This window comes from Cellulomonas fulva, from assembly GCF_018531375.1.
Classification (GTDB): domain Bacteria; phylum Actinomycetota; class Actinomycetes; order Actinomycetales; family Cellulomonadaceae; genus Cellulomonas; species Cellulomonas fulva.
The window spans coordinates 533,474-553,216 of sequence record NZ_JAHBOH010000002.1 but is presented as its reverse complement, the minus strand read 5'-3'; the positions used below and the strand labels follow the sequence as shown (position 1 = coordinate 553,216).

The window sequence follows — 19,743 nt, the reverse complement described above, 5'->3', positions numbered from 1 at the left end:
GGCCACCACCAGCGCGCCGCTGCACGTCGGCCTACTGCACGTCGGCCTACTGCTCGACGTCCTCCGCACCGAGACCGTCGTCCTCGGGGTCGACCCCTTCGAGAGCGAGCTCCTCGCGGACCAGCCGCGCCACCAGTCCTGGTGGGTACCCCTTGCGCCCGAGCGCACCCTGCGTGCGACGCATCCGGGTCGCGGTGTCGAGGCCTCCGGTCGTGCGCAGCTTGCGGCGGACCAGAGCCCGCGCCGCCGACTCCTCGTCGTCCGTGTCGATCTGCTCCAGCGCCGGGGCCGCGTCCTCCTCGAGCACGCCCTTGCGCCGCAGCTCCATCGCGATCGCCCGGCGGGACAACCCCCGTTCGGCGTGCCGGGTCCGCACGACCATGCGCGCGTACTCGGCGTCGTCGATGAGACCCACCTCGGTGAACCGGTCCAGCACCCGGTCCGCGACCTCCTCCGGGACGTCGCGACGAGCCATCGCCTCGGCGAGCTGGGCTCGGCTGCGCGGCGCCGCCGTCAGCTGGCGCAGCGCGATCGCACGCGCCACGGACTCGGGGTCCGGCTCCGCGTCGACCGCAGCCGAGCCCGTCGCCGGCGGCTCGTCGACGTGCGACGAGCCGCGGCGACGACGCGGTGCTCCGGCCACGGACGTCAGAAGTCGACCGCCGCGGCAGGCTCAGCCGGGGCGTCGACCCGCGCCCCGATGCCGAGCTTCTCCTTGATCTTCTTGTCGAGCTCCTCCGCCAGGTCCGGGTTGTCCCGCAGGAACTTGCGCGCGTTCTCCTTGCCCTGGCCGAGCTGGTCCCCCTCGTAGGTGAACCAGGCGCCGGACTTGCGCACGAAGCCGTGCTCCACACCCATGTCGATCAGCGAGCCCTCACGCGAGATCCCGACGCCGTACAGGATGTCGAACTCCGCCTGCTTGAACGGCGGCGACATCTTGTTCTTCACGACCTTGACGCGCGTGCGGTTGCCGACCGCCTCGGTGCCCTCCTTGAGGGTCTCGATGCGGCGGATGTCCATGCGCACCGACGCGTAGAACTTCAGCGCCTTGCCACCGGTCGTCGTCTCCGGCGAGCCGAAGAACACGCCGATCTTCTCGCGGAGCTGGTTGATGAAGATGGCCGTGGTGCCGGAGGAGTTGAGCGCACCGGTGATCTTGCGCAGCGCCTGCGACATCAGACGGGCCTGGAGACCGACGTGGCTGTCTCCCATCTCGCCCTCGATCTCGGCCTTGGGCACGAGCGCGGCGACCGAGTCGATGACGATGATGTCGATCGCGCCCGAGCGGATCAGCATGTCCATGATCTCGAGCGCCTGCTCACCCGTGTCCGGCTGGGAGACGAGCAGCGCATCGGTGTCCACGCCCAGCTTCTTGGCGTACTCGGGGTCGAGCGCGTGCTCGGCGTCGATGAACGCCGCGATGCCGCCGGCGCGCTGCGCGTTCGCCACCGCGTGCAGCGCGACGGTCGTCTTTCCCGAGGACTCGGGGCCGTAGATCTCGACGACGCGGCCGCGCGGGAGCCCGCCGATGCCGAGCGCGACGTCCAGCGCGATCGAGCCGGTGGGGATCACCTCGACGGGCGCACGGCCGTCGTCGCCGAGGCGCATGATCGACCCCTTGCCGAACTGGCGGTCGATCTGGGACAGGGCGGCCTCGAGGGCCTTCTCGCGATCCTGCGGAGCGGGCATGGTGTCCACCTTCGTGTCGAGCAGCGTCCGTCGCGCTGCGCCTGCGGGGGCTGGTCTTCTCGTCGTGGGTGACGCTATGCCCGACCACCGACACACCGACCGTGACGCCTGCCGTCTGTGGAGGACCCGCTCGGGAGCGGGGTCCGGAGACCGGCCGGCGCGACGTTCGTCGTCACCCAGGAACACCATAGGCGAACAGACGTTCGATCGGCACCGACACGCCGCGTGCGCTCCGACCGACGGACGGAGCGGGCTCAGTCCCGCGGACCGACCGGGAGCGTCACGGCACCGCCCGGCGCCAGGACGTGCACGCCGCAGGCCACGTCCTCGCGCTGCACCGCCGCCGCGAACGCCGGCCCCGCCGCGTTCATCCAGCCCGGCGGCAGGTGCCGCGAGACGGGAGCGTGCAGCGTGCCCCAGTGCACCGGCACGGCCCAGCGCGCGCCCACGGTCGCGACGACGCGTGCGGCCTGGACCGGGTCCATGTGGCCGCCGGACAGCCGCGGCCCCCAGCCGCCCACGGGGAGGAGGGCCAGGTCGACGGGGCCGCCGGCCACCTCCGTGAGGTGCGCCATGCCCGCGTACGGCGCCGTGTCGCCCGCGAACCACACCCGCAGGTCGCCCGCCACGAGCACGAACCCCACCGCCGCGTTGGGCCGGTGCGGCATCGGCCGGTCGCCGTGCACCGCGGCGACCGGCACCACCCGCACGTCCGTGCCCGGCACGGTCCAGCCCGTGCCCTCGGCGACGCCCACGCCCGCCACGCCGTGCGCCCGCAGCCAGTGGGCGTTCGCCGGGGCGCTCACGACGGGGACGCCCGCGAGCAGCTCGAGCGAGCCGAGCTCGGCGTGGTCGTGGTGCAGGTGCGAGACGAGCGCGACGTCCGCACCCGTCCAGTCCTCGCGGCGCGGCGCCGCGCCGCGCCGGCGCAGGAGCCCCGCGTGGCGGCGCAGCAGCGGGTCCGTCAGGACGCGCACCGACCGGGCGCGGCCCGCCTCGTCGCGCGCCGGCAGGTCCAGCACGACGCTCGCGTGGCCGAGCCACCGCACCGTCAGCCCTGCGGACCGCTCCGTCGTCACGGCCCCGTCCGCACCGACGGCTCCTCACCGGCCGGGGCCACCGGACCGGTCCCGTCCGCGTCCCGCCGGACGGCGACGGGCACCCCGTCGCGCAGCCCGGCCGCCGTGGCCCAGCGCACGAGCTGGGCGTGCACCGACTCCGCCCCCACCAGCAGCGCGTCGTCGCCGACCGGTGCCCGCAGGTCGTCGTCCACCGGCCAGTCGACCGGGTGCAGCAGCAGCGCGGCGTTCTGCGCGCCGCCGATGCCACCGTGCGACCCGACCTGGTCCTCGAAGGCATGCACGTGCCCGGCGGGGGTGACGGCGGAGACCAGCAGCAGGTCCCCCGTGTGGGGCAGGCGCGCGGCACGCGCGAGGTCGGCCCGTGCCCGCGGTCCGAACGCCGCGAGGGGGTCCTCGCCCTCGTCGTGCACCGAACCGCCCGGCCCTGCCGCCGGCTCCGACGACGGTCCGTTCGCCGGCTCCAGCGCGACGAAGCCCCGCGGCCCGAACGCGACCAGGCCTCGCGAGCGCGTGTCGACCACCACGGCACCGATCGCGGGGCGGGCGGCGAGGCCCGCGACCAGGCCGGGCCAGCGCTCCTCGAGCTCCTCCAGCGCCAGCCGGTGGTCGCAGCGCGGGAACCAGACCAGGCCGAGGTTGCCCGACGCGACCGACACCACCTCGGGCGGCTCCTCCCCCGGCCCGTCCCCGCTCGCGCGAGGCGCGCGGCCCGAGCCCGGCGCCGCGTCCGGCCCGAGCGCACGGCTCCCACCGGTCCCGACGACGCTCGTCACGAGCGCATTCAGCGGGCCCCAGTCCTCGCCCGTGCCGCTCTCGACACCCTTCGCGTGCGGCTCGTCCATGAGGTCACGGACCGTGTCGAGCAGGCTGCGGCCCTCCACCTGCTCGAAGGTCGCACCGAGCGCCTGGCCGTGGTCGGACAGCACCACCACGCGGTAGTCGCGGGGCGCCACGGCGACCGCCTGCTCGAGCGTGCGCAGGACGCGGTCGAGCCCTTCGAGGGCCCGGAGCGACTCCGGTCGCGACGGTCCCGCGTGGTGCGCGATCTCGTCGTAGTCGACGAGGTCGACGTAGACCGTCGGGTCGCCACGGACGACCGCCTCGGCCACCAGCGAGGTGCACAGGTCCCGCATGAGCACGTTCGTGACGCCGCGCAGGAGGACGTACCAGCCGGCACGCGAGATGCGCGGCCGCACGTCGCGCACGCGCTGGCGGTGCGCCTGGTAGAGCTCCTTGACCATCTCCCCGAGCGTCAGCGAGACCGCCCGCGCGAGGACGAACGGGCTCGCGAAGAAGCGGACGAAGTCGGGCCCCGGGCCGAGCCCGCCCGTGCCGTCCGCGCCCCGCGAGCGCGTGCGGCTCATCACGACGTACGCCTGGGCAGCGTCACCCGTGAACATCGTGGAGACCGCCGTCCCGCCGCCGGCGAGCAGGCCGGCACCCGAGGTGAGCCGCTCCTCCACGAGCGCCGCGTCGGCCGGGTGGTTCGTCACGACGAGCCGGCCGAGCCCGCGGTCCCACCAGCGGAACGCGGGGATCTGCGTCGAGTCGCCGTGCAGGAGCCCGGCCTGGCTCGCGGGGGTGGTCGAGGGCACCCGCGCCCACCACGTCTCGAGCCGGTGGGTGCCGCCGTCGATCCAGCGTTGCATCGTCGGGGCGAGCCCCGCCTCGACCGCCTCGCGCAGCACCCCCGCCCCGACGCCGTCGAGCTGCACGACGAGCAGGCCCGCGGGCCGTCGGTCGAGATCGGGGTGAGTGGTCGGCTGAGTGGTCGGGTCGGTGGTGGGGGCGGCTGCGGGCGCGCCGAGCACCGCCGCACGACGGCGTGCCTTGCGCCGCGCACGCCGCAGCACGTCCGCCACGACGTAGTCGGAGTCGTTGGCCCCGATGAGCCAGCGACCGAGCGCCATGACGATCGCGGCGATGACGACGACCGCGAGCACCGACCAGGCGTCGTCCACCGCGACGCCCGGCACGACGGCGAGCGAGACCCACGCGATGACGAGCTGCACCAGCAGGCCGAGCGCGAGCGCCCCCATGGCACCGACCACGCGCGCCAGGGCGCGCAGCGGCGCGCGGACCGCGAGGTCGCCCAGGAAGACCAGGACCGCGGCGACCAGGACACCCGCGAAGCCGTCGGTCCGCACGCCCGGCACGACGGCGACCGCGACACCCAGCCCGACCGCCGTCGTGACCAGGCCGAGCGCGGCGTCCCCGACGTCGCCGAGGGTGGGACGCCACGCCGCGGCCCGCGCGCGCAACGGTCCCGGCACGGAGGGCGCGGACCCGGTCATCGGCGCGGCGGGGCGGGACGGCGCAGGTCACTCCCCCAGCGCCGGCTCTCCGGCAGCTCCAGCTCGTCGCACAGCGCGTGCCAGACCGCCCGCGGCTCCTCGCCGTCCTCGAGCGCGGCGGCGGCGGTGCGGTTGTCGAGCGACCCCAGCGCGAGCGTCGCGACGAGCTCGCGCCCGGCCGCGCTGCCGAGCACCTCGTCGACCAGTTCCCAGAACTCGCTGTACCTCACGCGCACAGCCTCGCACGCACCACCGTCACGAGCGCTCGCCGGGTCGCGACCCGGCGCGTGTGGGCGGTGGCTGACACCATGGCGCCGTGGTGCTCTCCCAGTTCTCCGAGCCGACCCGGGCATGGTTCACCGGCGCGTTCGCGGCGCCGACCGCGGCGCAGTCCGGCGCGTGGGAGGCAATCGCGGGCGGCCACCACGCGCTCGTCGTCGCGCCCACCGGCTCCGGCAAGACGCTCGCGGCCTTCCTGTGGGCGATCGACCGGCTCCTGACGCAGGAGGTGCCCGCGGACCCGGTGGAGCGCTGCCGGGTGCTCTACGTCTCCCCGCTCAAGGCACTGGCGACCGACGTCGAGCGCAACCTGCGCTCGCCGCTCGTCGGTGTCCGCCAGGCGGCGGCGCGGCTGGGCCGTCCGCTGCCGGAGGTGAGCGTCGGGATCCGGACGGGCGACACGCCGCCGGCGGAGCGCCGCGCGTTCGCGACGAGGCCGCCGGACGTGCTGATCACGACGCCGGAGTCGCTGTACCTCGTGCTCACGTCGGGAGCGCGTGCTGGGCTCGCCGGCGTCCGGACGGTCGTCCTCGACGAGATCCACGCGGTGGCCGGCACCAAGCGCGGTGCGCACCTGGCGGTGTCGCTCGAGCGGCTCGACGCGCTGCTGGAGGCAGGCCCGGGACCGGCGCAGCGCATCGGGCTCTCGGCGACGGTGCGACCCGTCGACGCCGTCGCGTCCTTCCTCGGGGGGGCGCGCAGCCCGCAGGACGGGGGTCGCGAGGTCGTCGTCGTGCAGCCGCCGTCCACCAAGCGGATCGAGGTCGACGTCGTCCTGCCGGTCCCGGACCTGACGGACCTGGCGGGCGCCGCCCGGCGCGCCGCCGCGGCCCGCGCCGGGGCGGGAGCCACGGTGGACGGCAGCGCGGACGACAGCGCGGACGGCAGCGCGGACGACGGCCCGGACGACGGCACGACCGCCGGCTCCCCGGACCTGGACGACGAGCTCGACCTCTCGGGCGCCGCGGGCGGGCCGCAACGCCGCGCGTCGGTCTGGCCCCACGTCGAGGAGCGGGTGGTCGACCTGGTCGCCGAGCACCGCTCGACGCTCGTGTTCACGAACTCGCGACGCGGCGCCGAGCGCCTCACGTCGCGGATGAACGAGGTGTGGGCGGAGCGCAACGGCGTGGACGTCCCTGACCCCGGCTCGCTGCAGCCGGCGGCCGTCCCGGCGCAGTCCGGCACGGGCGTCGGCATCGACACGCGCGACGCGACGCAGGTCCTCGCGCGCGCGCACCACGGCTCGATGAGCCGCGCGGAGCGCACCCGGACGGAGTCCGAGCTCAAGGCGGGCGTCCTGCCCGCGGTGGTGGCCACGAGCTCGCTCGAGCTCGGCATCGACATGGGTGCGGTCGACCTCGTCGTGCAGGTCGGCTCGCCGCCCTCGGTCGCCAGCGGGCTGCAGCGGGTGGGGCGCGCGGGGCACCAGGTCGGTGCCGTGTCCCACGGGATCGTGTTCCCGACGTTCCGGGGCGAGCTGGTCGCGGCGGCCGTGACGGCGCAGCGCATGCGCTCGGGTGAGCTCGAGGCGATGCACGTGCCGAGCAACCCGCTGGACGTGCTCGCGCAGCAGGTGGTCGCCATGGTCGCGGTCGACGACTGGACGGTCGACGACCTCGCCCGCGTCGTCCGCCGCGCGGCGCCGTTCGCGACCCTGGGCGACGCGACGCTGCACGCCGTGCTCGACATGCTGGCGGGCCGCTACCCCAGCGAGGAGTTCGCCGAGCTGCGGCCCCGCGTGGTCTGGGACCGCGCGGGCGACGTCCTGTCCGGCCGGCCCGGCGCGCTGCGCCTGGCCGTCACCAGCGGCGGGACCATCCCCGACCGCGGCCTGTTCGGCGTGTTCCTCGCCACGGACCGCACCGACGGTGTCCCGGTCGACACCGACGCGGCGCGGCCCCGGGGCGGCAAGCGCGTGGGCGAGCTCGACGAGGAGATGGTCTACGAGTCCCGCGCGGGCGACACCTTCACGCTCGGCTCGAGCACGTGGCGCATCGAGGAGATCACGGCGGACCGCGTCCTCGTCTCGCCCGCCCCCGGCGTCCCGGGCCGGCTGCCGTTCTGGAAGGGCGACTCCCCCGGCCGGCCGGCCGAGCTGGGCCGCGCCATGGGGGCGTGGGTGCGCGGGCTGGTGCCGCTCGACGACGAGGCCGCGCGGGCCACCCTGCGCGAGGCCGGGCTCGACGAGTGGGCGGGCGACAACCTGCTGACGTACGTGCGCGAGCAGCACGAGGCGACCGGGGTCGTGCCCTCGGACACCACGATCGTGGTCGAGCGGTTCCGCGACGAGCTCGGGGACTGGCGGATCGTGCTGCACTCGCCGTACGGCGCGCGGGTGCACGCGCCCTGGGCCGTCGTGCTGGGTGCCCGGCTGCGGGAGCGGTACGGGGTCGACGCGGCGGTGATGCACTCCGACGACGGCATCGTGCTGCGGCTGCCGGACATGCTGGACGCCGAGCTGGACTCGCTGTGGTCCCTGGACGAGCGCGGCGGTCCGGCCGGCGGTCGGGCGGACGCGGGACGACGAGCGGCGTCGGCCGGGCGGTCCGCGGACGCCGGCCCCGCGCTCGACCTGACGGACCTGCTGCTCGACCCCGACGACGTCGTGGGCCAGGTCCGCGCCGAGCTCGGCTCCTCGGCCCTGTTCGGCGCGCGGTTCCGGGAGGCCGCGGCGCGCGCGCTCCTGCTGCCGCGGCGTCGACCGGACCGTCGTCAGCCCCTGTGGCAGCAGCGCCAGCGGTCGGCCCAGCTGCTGACGGTCGCCGCGCAGCACCCGGACTTCCCGATCCTGCTCGAGGCCGTGCGCGAGTGCCTGCAGGACGACTTCGACACCGCGGCGCTCGCCGACCTCATGCGGGACGTCGCAGGCGGACGAGTCGCGGTGGTCGAGGTGACCACGCCGAGCCCGTCCCCGTTCGCCCAGTCGCTCCTGTTCGGCTACACGGCGCAGTTCCTGTACGAGGGGGACGCACCGCTCGCGGAGCGCCGGGCGGCTGCGCTCACGCTCGACCCGACGCTGCTCGCCGAGCTGCTCGGCCAGTCGGGCGAGTCCCAGCTCGCCGACCTGCTCGACCCGCAGGCGGTGCTCGACACCGAGGCGGAGCTCAGCGGCCAGGCGCCGCAGCGGCAGGCCACGTCGCTCGAGCAGCTCGCGGACGTCGTGCGCCGCCACGGCCCGCTGCCCGCCGCCGAGCTCGCGACGCGCGTGCGCGCGGAGGTCCGGGACCGCGTGCCCGCCTGGCTCGACGAGCTGGCCTCCGCCCGCCGCGTGATCGCCGTGCGCGTCGCCGGCGTGCCGGAGCACCGCACCGAGCAGTGGGCGGCCGTGGAGGACGCGGGCCGGCTGCGCGACGCGCTGGGCGTCGCGCTGCCGGTGGGCGTCCCCGAGGTGTTCACCGAGCTGGTGCCCGACCCCGTCGGTGACCTGGTGCGGCGGCACGCCCGCACCCACGGGCCGTTCACGGCGCACGCGCTGGCCTCCCGGTTCGGCTGGGGCGTCGCCGTCGCGCACCACGCGCTCGCGCGCCTCGAGCAGGCCGGGACGCTGGTGCACGGCCGGCTGCGCCCCGACGAGCTCGGCGGCACGGGCGACGAGTACTGCGACGCCGAGGTGCTGCGCACGCTGCGACGGCGCTCGCTCGCGGCCCTGCGCTCGCAGGTCGAGCCGGTCGACCCGCAGGCCCTGGGCGTCTTCCTGCCGCGCTGGCACGGGATCGCCCCGGTGGGCGCCGGCCGGGGGTCCGGCGACGGGCTGCGCGGCGTGGACGGCCTCGCGCGCGCGGTCGAGCAGCTCGCGGGCTTCGTCGTGCCGGCCTCGGCGCTCGAGACGCACGTGCTGCCGGCGCGGGTGAGCGACTACCGGCCGGAGATGCTCGACGAGCTGCTCGCCTCGGGCGAGGTGCTCTGGGCCGGGCACGCGCCGCTGCCCGGGCACGACGGCCTGGTGTCGCTGCACCCGGCGGCGGTCGCCGACCTCACGCTGCCCACGATCGCGGCAGCCGGCCCGGACGACCCGACCGGCACCCCGCTGCACCGGGCTCTCCTCGAGGCGCTCGACGGCGGCGGAGCGTGGTTCGTCGGTGCCCTGGCCGAGCGGGTGCGCGCGGTGCTGACCGCCGACGGCTCGCTCGACCTGCCGGTCGCGGCGAGCGAGCAGGACGTCACGGCGGCGCTGTGGGACCTGGTGTGGTCCACCCGGGTCACCAACGACGTGCTCACCCCGCTGCGCGCGCTCCTCGGCTCCGGGAGCACCGCGCACCGCAGCCGCCCCGCCGCCCCGCGCGGACGTCCGCTGCGTCCCCGCCTGGGGCTGCGCGGCGCGGCGGCCCTGGGCGCCCGGCCGCCGCGGACGGGCGCGGCGACCGGGACGGCGTCCGGGCGGTGGTCGCTGCTGCCCGGCCGCGAGCAGGACCCGACCCTCCGGGCGCACGCGCTCGCGGCGCAGCTCCTCGACCGCCACGGCGTGCTGACGCGCGCCGTCGCGCCGCTCGAGGGCGTGGGCGCCCGGTTCGCCGACGTCTACCGCGTGCTCGGCACGCTCGAGCAAGGCGGGCAGGTCCGGCGCGGGTACTTCGTGGAGCGGCTCGGGGGGTCGCAGTTCGCGCTCCCCGGCGCGGTCGACCAGCTCCGGGCGGACGCCGAGACCGTGCGGTCGGCGCGCGAGCGTGCGGTCGAGCGCGACGAGGCTGCGTCGGTCGAGGCCGGGCCGGAGCCGTCCCAGCGCGGCGGCGGGCACCACGTGGTGGTGCTCGCCGCCACCGACCCGGCGAACCCGTACGGCGGGTCGGTCGCGTGGCCCGCACCTCCCGCGTCGACGGGCATCGACCCCGGCGCCGCCCGGCACCGGCCCGGCCGCAAGGCGGGCGCCCTGGTGGTGCTGGTCGACGGCGCGCTGGCGCTCTACGTCGAGCGCGGGGGCCGCTCGGTGCTGTCCTTCGTCGACGACGAGCACGCGCTCGCCGCCGCCGCGCGCGGTCTGACGGCCGTCGGGCGCCGGACGGGGCGCCTGACCGTGACGCGCATCGACGGCGCCGGCGTCCTCGCGGACGGGGCCGCCCACAGCCGCGTGGGGCGGGCGCTCGTCGACGCCGGCTTCGCGACGACACCGCGGGGCCTGCGCACGAGCGGCACGCCGTGAGGCCGGCGACGAGCGCCCGGCTCCCGCGCGGGCGTCACGCGCGGCCCACCCACCGGCGCGGTTCGGGGGGTCGCCGTGCCCGAGGGTGACGTCGTGCGCCGGACCGCGATCCGGCTCGACCAGGCGCTGGCGGGCCGGCCGCTGGTCCGGTCCGAGCTCCGCTGGCCCACGGCCGCCGGCGTCGACCTGGTCGGCCGCTCGGTCCTGGGCACCGGCAGCTACGGCAAGCACCTGCTCACGCGCTTCGACGACGGCCGGACGCTGCACACGCACCTGCGCATGGACGGCCAGTGGCGGGTCGCCCGCACGGGCTCACCGGAGGCGCGGGCTGGTTCGCCGTCCGTCCGGGCCGTGCTCGCGACCGAGCGCTGGACCGCGTGGGGGCACCTGCTCGGGATGCTCGACGTGCTGCCGACCCGCGACGAGCGCCGGCTCCTGGGCCACCTGGGTCCCGACGTGCTCGCGGACGAGCTCGATCTCGACGAGATCGCGCGCCGGTGGGCCGCGCAGGGCTCGACCCCCGTCGCGGAGGTCCTGCTCGACCAGCGCGTCGCCGCCGGGCTGGGGACGATCTACTGCGCCGAGTCGCTCTTCGTCGAGCGGCTCTGGCCGTGGACGCCCGCCGACGCCGTCCCGGAGCCGATGCGGCTGTACGTCATCGCCCGCCACCAGCTGCAGCGGTCCGTGGCGACCGGCGCCGCTCCGGGACGCGTGCACGGCCGACGTGGCCAGCCGTGCCCGCGGTGCGGCGCGCCGATCGCCGAGGGGCAGGCGCGACAGCCGCCCATGCAACGACCCGTCTTCTACTGCCCCCGGTGCCAGCGCGCCTGAGCCCGCCCGGCGCCGGGGCGCGGCAGCGGGCGTCTCAGCGGGCGGTCAGCCGACGGGGGTGAGCTCCGAGCGGGTCCGGGTCCACCGGCCCTCGTGGGAGCCGTCCATCGACACCGCGAGGTCCGCGGGGACGGTGTCCGGGATGAGCAGGCCCTCGGCGACCGCGACGCGGTCGCTGACCTCGCGCAGCACCAGGGACATCGGGACGTCGAGCGCCTCGCAGATGCTGTGCAGCAGCTCCGACGACGCCTCCTTCTGTCCCCGCTCCACCTCGCTGAGGTAGCCCAGGGAGACGCGCGCAGCCGACGAGACCTCACGAAGGGTCCGGCCCTGGCGCTGTCGCGCATCCCGCAGCACGTCGCCGATCTCGCGACGGAGTACGACCATCGGGGCTCCCCCTCTCGCCTCGTCCGTCCGTCCCGAGGTGCTGGTGACCCGAGTGCCCTCGATCCGGAGTGCCGATTCGGTCGGCACCTTGCCACCGTACCGCGCGGCACCGACACGCGCGGTCGCGCGGCGGGCGGGCGGGCGTGTGTTCATCACGTCCCCTCCAACGACGTCGCACGTCCCGGTGTTCCCTCGACCTTCCAGCGCGCCGCGCCGGACCGGAGTTTCACCCCACCGGACCGGCCAGCGCGTCGCGCGCGAGCGCGAGCACGGCGCGGACCGCCTCCTCGCGGACCTGCGCGCGGGTGCCGTCGACGACGAGCGAGGCGACCCGCACCCCGGCCGGGCTCACGACCGCCACGTGCACCGTGCCGGGCGCTCGCCCGTCCTGCGGCTCGGGCCCGGCGACCCCGGTCGTCGCGAGCCCGACGTCGGCACCGAGCCGATCCCGGACGCCCTGCGCCATCTGGCGGGCCACGTCCGGGTGCACGGCGCCCTCGCGGGCGAGCAGGTCGGCGTCGACGCCGAGCAGCGCCGCCTTGAGATCCGTCGCATAGGCCACGACGCCGCCGCGCAGCACCGCCGACGCACCGGGGACGTCCACGAGGCGGGCGGCCACCATGCCGCCGGTCAGCGACTCCGCGACGGCCAGCGTCAGCCCGCGGTCCCGGAGGACGCGCAGCAGCAGGGGCGCGTCGCCGGGCGGGTCCGCGTCGTGCTCGTCGGGCATCCGCCCACCGGTGGTCACGGCAGACCGGGCTCCACCGGCGCCGCGCGCCGGATGCGCAGCGCCGTGCGCACGTAGTCGACGCCGGTGACGACGGTGACCACGAGAGCTGCCGCCATGACGACGGCCGCGACCACCTCGACGGCGCCCGGCAGGTGGTCGAGCGGGAGCAGGTAGAGGCCGATCGCGAGGACCTGCAGCACGGTCTTGAGCTTCCCCCCGCGCGAGGCCGGCAGGACGACGTACCTCAGCAGGAAGAAGCGCATCACCGTGATCCCGAGCTCGCGCACCAGGACCACCGCGGTGACCCACCACGCGAGGTCGTCGAGCGCGGAGAGCAGGACCAGCGCGGTGCCGATCAGGAGCTTGTCCGCGATGGGGTCGAGGAGCTTGCCGAAGTCGGTGACCTGGCCCGTGCGGCGCGCGTACCAGCCGTCGACCCGGTCGGTGACCGCGGCGACGGCGAAGATGCCGAAGGCGAGCAGCCGGTAGCCGACCGTGTGGCCACCGTCCGCCAGGAGCGCCCACGCGAACACCGGCACCAGGAGCACGCGCACGACCGTCAGCGCGTTCGCCAGGTTCCACGTCGGCTGCGGTGCGGGGCTCACCGGGACAGACTATGCGGCGCCACCGCCGCCCCTCGGCCGCACCACGCGGCGGTACCTCCCCGATCGTCCGGACTGCCCCGATCCGCTCAGCGAGGAGCCGTCCCGCCGCCCGCTGCGGCGTACGTCGCACGGGCTGCGGGCCGTTACTGTCCCGTGTGTGACACGTCACGCCCGGGCCGGCCGCACCTCCCCCCTCGCGGTCGTGCTCGTCACCGCCGCACTCGTCCTCGCCTGCGTCGCGGGCGCTGCGGTCGCCCTGCGGCCGTGGTCGTCGGACGCCTCGGCAGGTCCGACGAGCACGGCGAGCGGCAGCCCGGCCGCGACGCCCGGTCCCTCCACGCCGACCCCGACCCCGTCGCCCACGGCGGACCCGGACGCGGACTTCACGGTCGTCGCCGCCGGCGACGTGCTCCCCCACACGCCGGTCATCGCGTCCGCGACCGACCGCGACGGGGACGTCGACTTCGGTCCGCTCCTCGCGCCGGTGGACCCGTGGGTCCAGGGCGCGGACCTCGCGCTGTGCCACCTCGAGGTCCCGATCGCGCCGCCGGGGTCCGAGCCGAGCGGGTACCCCGTCTTCGGGGCTCCCGTGGAGCTCGCCCAGGGCCTCGCCGACCAGGGGTGGGACGGCTGCTCGACCGCGTCCAACCACTCGGTGGACCGCGGGTTCGCCGGGGTGACCGCCACGCTGGACGCGCTCGACGACGTCGGGCTGGGGCACGTCGGCACCGCGCGCACGGAGCTCGAGGCGCAGCAGCCGCAGCTGTACACGCTCGACCGCGCGGGGCAGACGATCACCGTCGCCCACATCGCCGCGACCTACGGCACCAACGGCATGCCGGTCGACGCGGACAAGCCGTGGTCCGTGACGCGCATCGACGTGCCCGCGATGGTCGCCGAGGCCGAGCAGGCCCGCGAGGACGGCGCGGACGTCGTCATCGCGAGCGTGCACTGCTGCGTCGAGTACCAGACCGAGCCCACGGCCGAGCAGGAGGCGATCGCGCAGGAGCTGGCCGACTCGGGGCAGATCGACCTGTACATCGGGCACCACGCCCACGTCCCGCAGCCCGTGGCCCTGCTCGACGGCGGACCGGACGGCGCCGGGATGTGGGTCGCGTACGGGCTCGGCAACTTCCTGTCCAACCAGGACGGCGAGTGCTGCTCGCCCAAGACCGACTCGGGCGTGCTCCTCACCGCCCACATCAGCAGTCCCGGTGCGTTCGACGCCGAAGGCAGGGCCGCCGGCCCGCCGCGTGTCACGGGCGTCGAGTGGACGGGCCTCACGGTGGACCGTCGCGGGGGGCACCGCGTCCACGCGCTGCCCGACATCCCGGACGGCACCGACACCCTGAGCCCCACGCAGGTCGCCGAGCGGCTGCAGCGCGTCGCCGACGCGGTGGGCAGCCAGGCACCGGAGCGCGACGTGCCGACCGCGCCGACGGGGTCGGCACCGACGGTCGTCTCCCGCCGGACCGGCTGACCCGGCGCGCTGGCCGGCCCGCGCTCAGCGCGTCGTGTCGCCCGGGTGGACCGCCGGGGTGGCGACCCGCGCCGGTGCCGGACGGCCGTCAGGCACGGCACCGGCCGACGAGGCGTGGGTCGCGGCGCCCGTCGTCGGCGCGGGCTGCGCTCCGCCGTACAGCCAGCCCTGCCCGTACCGCCAGCCGTTGCGGTGCAGGTACTCCGCCTGCTCGGCGTGCTCGATGCCCTCGGCGATCGTCACCATGGCGAGCTCGCGCGCGAGGGCGCCGAGCGCCCGGACCACCTTGCCGGCGGTCGGGTCGTCGGGGATGCCCGACGTGAAGGACATGTCGAGCTTGACGCCCGCCACCGGCAGGTCGCGCAGGTAGGACAGCGGCGAGACGCCGGTGCCGAAGTCGTCGAGCAGGATGGGGACGCCGGCCGCCGAGAGCTGCGTGAGCTCGTGGCGGATGCGCGTGCCGGACGCGACGAGCGACGACTCGGTGAGCTCGACGACGATGCGGCCCGCCATGAGTCGGTGCCGCGAGATCTCCGCGAGCAGCGTCGTCGCGAACTCGCCGTCGCCGAGCTGGTCGGCGGACACGTTCACAGAGACCCACGTGGTGCGGTCCGGGGAGGACGCGACGAACTCCGCCACCTTCGTCGCGACGAACTGCCCGAGCGGGACCGCGAGGCCGGCCTCCTGGGCCAGCGAGAGGAACGCGGCCGGCAGCAGGAGCCCGCGGTACGGGTGCTGCCAGCGGATCAGGGCCTCGTACCCGACGACGCGGCCGTCGGCGAGGTCGACGATCGGCTGGTAGTGCACCACGAGCTCGCCAGAGGCCAGCGCCTCGGTGAGCTCGCGGAGCAGCTCGACGCTCGAGGACTTGGCCATCGACTGGTCGTAGACCTCGGTGCGGCCCCGGCCCGCCGACTTCGCCTTGTAGAGCGCCGCGTCGGCGGCCGCCAGCAGCGTCGGCGCGCCGCCCTGCACGGTCTCGGGGTCGGCGAGCGCGATCCCGATGCTCGCGGCGACGGGCAGACGGCGTCGCGCCACGCGCACCGGCTCCGCGAGCCCGGCGTGGATGGCGGCGGCGACCTCGAACACCGCCTTGGGCCCGTCGACGTCCTGCACGACGACGACGAACTCGTCACCGCCGAGCCGCGCCACGGTCCCGCGCCGTGCCGTCGCGGCCCGGAGCACGCCGGCGACGTGCACCAGGACCTCGTCTCCCGCCGCGTGCCCGTACCGGTCGTTGATCTCCTTGAACCCGTCCAGGTCGCACGCCAGCACCGCGACGCGGTCCACGACGCCCGGCTGCTCGACCACCGACTGCAGGACCTCCTGCAGCAGCGTGCGGTTCGCCAGCCCGGTCAGCGGGTCGTGCATCGCGCGGTGCGTGAGCATCTCGGCCTGCAGCCGGGACTCGGTGGAGTCGCGCACCTGCACCACGAAGTGGTCCGGCTCGCCGGACGGGCTGCGCACGAGCGCCGCGTCGAGCACCACCCAGACCAGGTGGTCGTCGGCCCGCTGGTAGCGCTTCTCGAGCGAGAACCGGTGCTGCCCGCCGCCCAGCAGCCGGTCGACCTCGAGCCGCTCGCTCGCCCGCGAGTCGGGCGTACTGAGCGCCTCCATCGGGTACCCGCGCAGCGCCTCGACCGTGGTGCCCAGGAGCTCCGCGAGCGCCGAGTTCGCCTCGACCACGTGCCAGTCGAGGTCGACGAGCGCCATGCCGATGGGCGCGTTCTCCATCGCGACGCGGAACTGCATCTCCGAGCGGGACAGCGCCGCCTCGACCTGGCGGCTGCCGGTGACGTCGACCAGCGTCGTCAGGACGGCCGGCGCGTCCCCGTCCGCCGCGGCGACGAGCTGGCTCGCGACCTGGACCATACGCGCCTGCGAGCCCTGCGTCCCGGGCAGGGCCACGCCGACGAGCTGGGAGTCGACCGTGTAGCCGGCGCGGCCCGTGCGGTACCCGAGCACGGCCGCGGGGTTCATCGACAGCCCCTGCTCGTTGACCAGGACGACCGCGAGGTCGGTCAGGTGCTTGCCGACCGTCGCGTCCTGCTCGACGCCGAGGATGGCCGCCGCACGGTCGGAGATGTCCAGCACCGTGCCGCTCAGGGAGACGACGAGCACGCCCTCCTTGGTGACGGCCTGCAGCGCGTCGTACCGGTGCCGCAGCTCACGGGACAGCGCGAGCAGGTCGTTCGCGCGCCGCACCTCGCGGCGCTGCCGGGCCAGCAGCACGAGCACCCAGACCAGCGCGGCGATGGCGACCACCGCGATCCCGAGCGAGACCAGGCCGACCGTCGAGTCCGCGGCCGAGAGCACGCCGTCGGCCTCGAGCCACGACCCGCCCCGCGACGCCGCCCACGACGAGGCCACCACCTCCCCCGTCCCGAGCGCGGCGGCGCTCACCGACGGCCGCCGGACCAGTCCTGGTCCTCGTCCTCGAGGTCGTCGTGGTAGTCGGTCGCGACGGGCGGCCCGTCCTCGACGACCGGGTCGCCGGGCTCGCCGCGCAGCATCGCGAGCGTGCCCGGCAGGTCGTCGGGCTGGACCAGCACCTCGCGCGCCTTGGAGCCCTCCGAGGGGCCGACGATCTCGCGCGACTCCAGCAGGTCCATGAGCCGCCCGGCCTTGGCGAAGCCGACGCGCAGCTTGCGCTGCAGCATCGACGTCGAGCCGAACTGCGTCGTCACCACGAGCTCGGCGGCCTGCAGCAGCAGGTCGAGGTCGTCACCGATGTCCTCGTCGACCTGCTTCTTGGGCGCGACGGCGGCGACGTCCTGCCGGTAGACGGGCTTCAGCTGCGTCTTCACGTGCGCGACCACCGCGTGGATCTCCGACTCGGCGACCCACGCACCCTGGGTGCGCATCGGCTTGGCCGCGCCCATGGGCAGGAACAGGGCGTCACCCTGGCCGATGAGCTTCTCGGCACCCGGCTGGTCGAGCACGACGCGCGAGTCGGTCAGCGAGGAGGTCGCGAACGCCAGGCGCGAGGGGACGTTGGCCTTGATGAGCCCGGTGACGACGTCCACGGACGGTCGCTGCGTCGCGAGGACGAGGTGGATGCCGGCCGCGCGCGCGAGCTGCGTGATCCGCTGGATCGACGCCTCGACGTCGCGGGGCGCGACCATCATGAGGTCCGCGAGCTCGTCGACGATGACGAGGAGGTAGGGGTACGTCGCGATCTTGCGCTCGGAGCCCGGTAGGGGCTTGACCTTGCCGGCGCGCACGGCCGCGTTGAAGTCGTCGATGTGCTTGAACCCGAACATCGCGAGGTCGTCGTACCGCGCCTCCATCTCCCGCACCACCCACTCGAGGGCCTCGGCGGCCTTCTTGGGGTTGGTGATGATCGGGGTGATGAGGTGCGGGATCCCCTCGTAGATCGTCAGCTCGACGCGCTTGGGGTCGACGAGCACCATGCGCACCTCGTCGGGCGTCGAGCGCATGAGGATCGAGACGATCATGGAGTTCACGAAGCTGGACTTGCCCGCGCCGGTCGCGCCGGCGACCAGCAGGTGGGGCATCTTGGCCAGGTTCGCGACGACGTACCCGCCCTCGACGTCCTTGCCCACGCCGATGACCATCGGGTGGTCGGTCCGCTTGGCGGCCGACGAGCGCAGCACGTCGCCGAGCGACACGGTCTCGCGGTCGGTGTTCGGGATCTCGATGCCGATCGCGGACTTGCCCGGGATCGGCGACAGGATCCGCACGTCGGCGGAGGCGACCGCGTACGCGATGTTCTTCGACAGCGCCGTCACGCGCTCGACCTTGGTGCCCTTGCCGAGCTCCACCTCGTAGCGCGTGACCGTCGGGCCGCGCGTGAAGCCGGTGACCTGCGCGTTGATCTCGAACTGCTCGAGCACGCCGGTGAGCGACTCGACCACGCGGTCGTTCGCGGCCGAGCGGACCTTGTGCGGCGCGCCCTTCGCGAGCGAGTCCTCGGACGGCAGCGTGTAGACCACGTCGCCCTCGAGCATCGGCTGCTCGCCCCGGGGCACACCCGCGGTGGGCGGCGCGGTCAGGTGGGTCGTCGGGCCGTCCGCCGAGCCCGCGCCCACGACGGCGGTCGGCTCCGTCGGCGGTGCGGGGTCCATGACGGCGGTCTCGTCGTCGGGGTCCGCGCCCCCGGCGCCGGGCACCACGATCGCGGCGCGCTCGAACGCCTCGTCGGCCTCGTAGGCGTCCAGAGCGGACTCGTCCGGCTCGGCCGGGGCCTCGGCGCGGCGCCGCGAGAGCAGCCCGCGGCGGCGGGGCCGGGCGGGACGGGCCTCGTCGGGCTCGTCCTCGTCGAACGCGGTGTGGCCCGCGTTGATCACCAGGGGGGCGTCGTCGTCCTCGTCGGGCTCGTCGTCGCCCTCGTCGTGGCGCCCGCCCGTGAGGCGGTGGTAGCCGCTGCGCAGCCGCGGGACCACCTGGTGCACCGGCGTCGCGGTGACGACGAGCACGCCGAAGAACGCCAGGAGCACCAGGAGGATGACGGCGACGGGGCCGGTCAGCAGCGTGGCGAGCGGCGTGCCGACCGCGTACCCGACGATGCCGCCCGCAGCGCGCAGCGCGGCGAAGTCGTCGGTGCCGGGCAGCCCCGCGGAGACCTGCACGATGCCGCACACCGCGAGGATCACGGCGCTCAGGCCGATGCCCATCCGGCCGTTGGCCTGGACGCGCTCGGGGTGGCGCATGAGGCGGACCGCGGTCGCCAGCAGCAGCACGGGGACGATGACGCCCACGACGCCGAACGTGCCCGCGACGACCGAGTGGATCGCGTCGCCCGCCGTCCCGGACAGCGCCCACCACTCGCGCGCGGCCACGACGACCGCGAGGCCGAGGAGCGTGAACGCGAGACCGTCGCGGCGGTGGGCCGGGTCGAGGTCGCGCGCGCCGTGGCCCACGCGACGCGCGGTGCCGCCGACGAGGTGCGCGCACCCCATCCACACCGCCTTGACCATCCGCACCGGGAGTGCGGAGCGCTGGGGTGCGGGCGGCGCGGCGGGCTTGCGCGCCGGCGGCCGCGTGGAGCCGCGGCCGGACCCGGACCGCGCCGAGCCGCCGCGTGCGGACCCCGCCGGCGTCGCCGTCCGGGACGCGGCCGAGGTGCTGGCGCGCGCGGTCGTCGAGGCGCCCGACCGGGCACCGGAGGAGGACGTACGCGTCGCCATGGTCCTCAAACTAGCCGCACCCGCCGACGGGACGGGCGCGTCCGGTCGCGTGTCGTGGTCCCGGTTGACGCCGACCCGC

The 19,743-nt window shown here is 75.7% G+C and carries 13 protein-coding genes; 3 read left to right on the top strand and 10 right to left on the bottom strand.

The window, feature by feature from the left end:
- Positions 1-46: 46 nt before the first annotated feature.
- The 5 genes from KIN34_RS16015 to KIN34_RS15995 all read right to left on the bottom strand — a co-directional run bounded on the left by KIN34_RS16015 (position 47) and on the right by KIN34_RS15995 (position 5,295).
- Entirely contained in the window at positions 47-643 is a 597-nt protein-coding gene (locus KIN34_RS16015; RefSeq protein ID WP_214352945.1) for a regulatory protein RecX, read from the bottom strand.
- 5 nt (positions 644-648) lie between these two features.
- Positions 649-1,689 carry a recombinase RecA gene (gene recA, locus KIN34_RS16010; RefSeq protein ID WP_214352944.1) on the bottom strand — a complete coding sequence of 347 codons (1,041 nt, stop codon included), beginning with the start codon at positions 1,687-1,689 and terminating at the stop codon, positions 649-651.
- A 254-nt stretch (positions 1,690-1,943) separates the two neighbouring features.
- Positions 1,944-2,768 (bottom strand): MBL fold metallo-hydrolase, encoded by an 825-nt coding sequence (locus KIN34_RS16005; RefSeq protein ID WP_214352943.1) that lies wholly within the window; start codon positions 2,766-2,768, stop codon positions 1,944-1,946.
- Positions 2,765-5,065: an alkaline phosphatase family protein gene (locus KIN34_RS16000; RefSeq protein ID WP_214352942.1), complete on the bottom strand. Its 2,301-nt coding sequence runs from the start codon at positions 5,063-5,065 to the stop codon at positions 2,765-2,767. Before KIN34_RS16000 ends, KIN34_RS16005 begins: the two co-directional genes overlap by 4 nt.
- Positions 5,062-5,295 (bottom strand): DUF3046 domain-containing protein, encoded by a 234-nt coding sequence (locus KIN34_RS15995; RefSeq protein WP_214352941.1) that lies wholly within the window; start codon positions 5,293-5,295, stop codon positions 5,062-5,064. The genes KIN34_RS16000 and KIN34_RS15995 overlap by 4 nt, the downstream gene beginning before the upstream one ends.
- Before the next feature lie 86 nt (positions 5,296-5,381).
- Between KIN34_RS15995 and KIN34_RS15990 the strand changes: the two genes are divergently transcribed.
- The gene (locus tag KIN34_RS15990) at positions 5,382-10,481 is read left to right on the top strand and encodes an Lhr family ATP-dependent helicase (RefSeq protein ID WP_214352939.1); all 5,100 of its coding nucleotides are present in this window, start codon (positions 5,382-5,384) and stop codon (positions 10,479-10,481) included.
- Positions 10,482-10,556: 75 nt separating this feature from the next.
- Positions 10,557-11,312: an Fpg/Nei family DNA glycosylase gene (locus tag KIN34_RS15985; protein ID WP_214352937.1), complete on the top strand. Its 756-nt coding sequence runs from the start codon at positions 10,557-10,559 to the stop codon at positions 11,310-11,312.
- A gap of 45 nt (positions 11,313-11,357) precedes the next feature.
- On the opposite strand, the gene KIN34_RS15980 is transcribed toward KIN34_RS15985, so the two are convergent.
- The 3 genes from KIN34_RS15980 to pgsA all read right to left on the bottom strand — a co-directional run bounded on the left by KIN34_RS15980 (position 11,358) and on the right by pgsA (position 13,034).
- A complete protein-coding gene (locus tag KIN34_RS15980) occupies positions 11,358-11,699 on the bottom strand; it encodes a helix-turn-helix domain-containing protein (protein WP_214352935.1) in 342 nt (113 codons plus the stop codon).
- A gap of 226 nt (positions 11,700-11,925) precedes the next feature.
- Positions 11,926-12,429, bottom strand: coding sequence for a CinA family protein (locus KIN34_RS15975; protein ID WP_214352934.1), 504 nt, complete (start codon positions 12,427-12,429; stop codon positions 11,926-11,928).
- A gap of 14 nt (positions 12,430-12,443) precedes the next feature.
- The gene (gene pgsA, locus KIN34_RS15970) at positions 12,444-13,034 is read right to left on the bottom strand and encodes a CDP-diacylglycerol--glycerol-3-phosphate 3-phosphatidyltransferase (RefSeq protein ID WP_214352933.1); all 591 of its coding nucleotides are present in this window, start codon (positions 13,032-13,034) and stop codon (positions 12,444-12,446) included.
- 157 nt (positions 13,035-13,191) lie between these two features.
- Between pgsA and KIN34_RS15965 the strand changes: the two genes are divergently transcribed.
- Positions 13,192-14,514 (top strand): CapA family protein, encoded by a 1,323-nt coding sequence (locus KIN34_RS15965; protein WP_214352932.1) that lies wholly within the window; start codon positions 13,192-13,194, stop codon positions 14,512-14,514.
- Between the two features lie 24 nt (positions 14,515-14,538).
- Here KIN34_RS15965 and KIN34_RS15960 read toward each other — a convergent pair whose 3' ends face one another.
- On the bottom strand, positions 14,539-16,917 hold the full coding sequence (locus KIN34_RS15960; RefSeq protein ID WP_307858290.1) for an EAL domain-containing protein: 2,379 nt from the start codon (positions 16,915-16,917) through the stop codon (positions 14,539-14,541).
- Entirely contained in the window at positions 16,914-19,664 is a 2,751-nt protein-coding gene (locus KIN34_RS15955) for an FtsK/SpoIIIE family DNA translocase (RefSeq protein ID WP_372449564.1), read from the bottom strand. Before KIN34_RS15955 ends, KIN34_RS15960 begins: the two co-directional genes overlap by 4 nt.
- Between the last annotated feature and the right edge of the window lie 79 nt (positions 19,665-19,743).

What these genes read in the sequence shown, in the direction of transcription:
- KIN34_RS15980 (WP_214352935.1), bottom strand. Translation starts at nt 11,699, where the DNA reads ATGGTCGTACTCCGTCGCGAGATCGGCGACGTGCTGCGGGATGCGCGA.
- KIN34_RS16000 (WP_214352942.1), bottom strand. Translation starts at nt 5,065, where the DNA reads ATGACCGGGTCCGCGCCCTCCGTGCCGGGACCGTTGCGCGCGCGGGCC.
- KIN34_RS15975 (WP_214352934.1), bottom strand. Translation starts at nt 12,429, where the DNA reads ATGCCCGACGAGCACGACGCGGACCCGCCCGGCGACGCGCCCCTGCTG.
- recA (WP_214352944.1), bottom strand. Translation starts at nt 1,689, where the DNA reads ATGCCCGCTCCGCAGGATCGCGAGAAGGCCCTCGAGGCCGCCCTGTCC.
- KIN34_RS15955 (WP_372449564.1), bottom strand. Translation starts at nt 19,664, where the DNA reads ATGGCGACGCGTACGTCCTCCTCCGGTGCCCGGTCGGGCGCCTCGACG.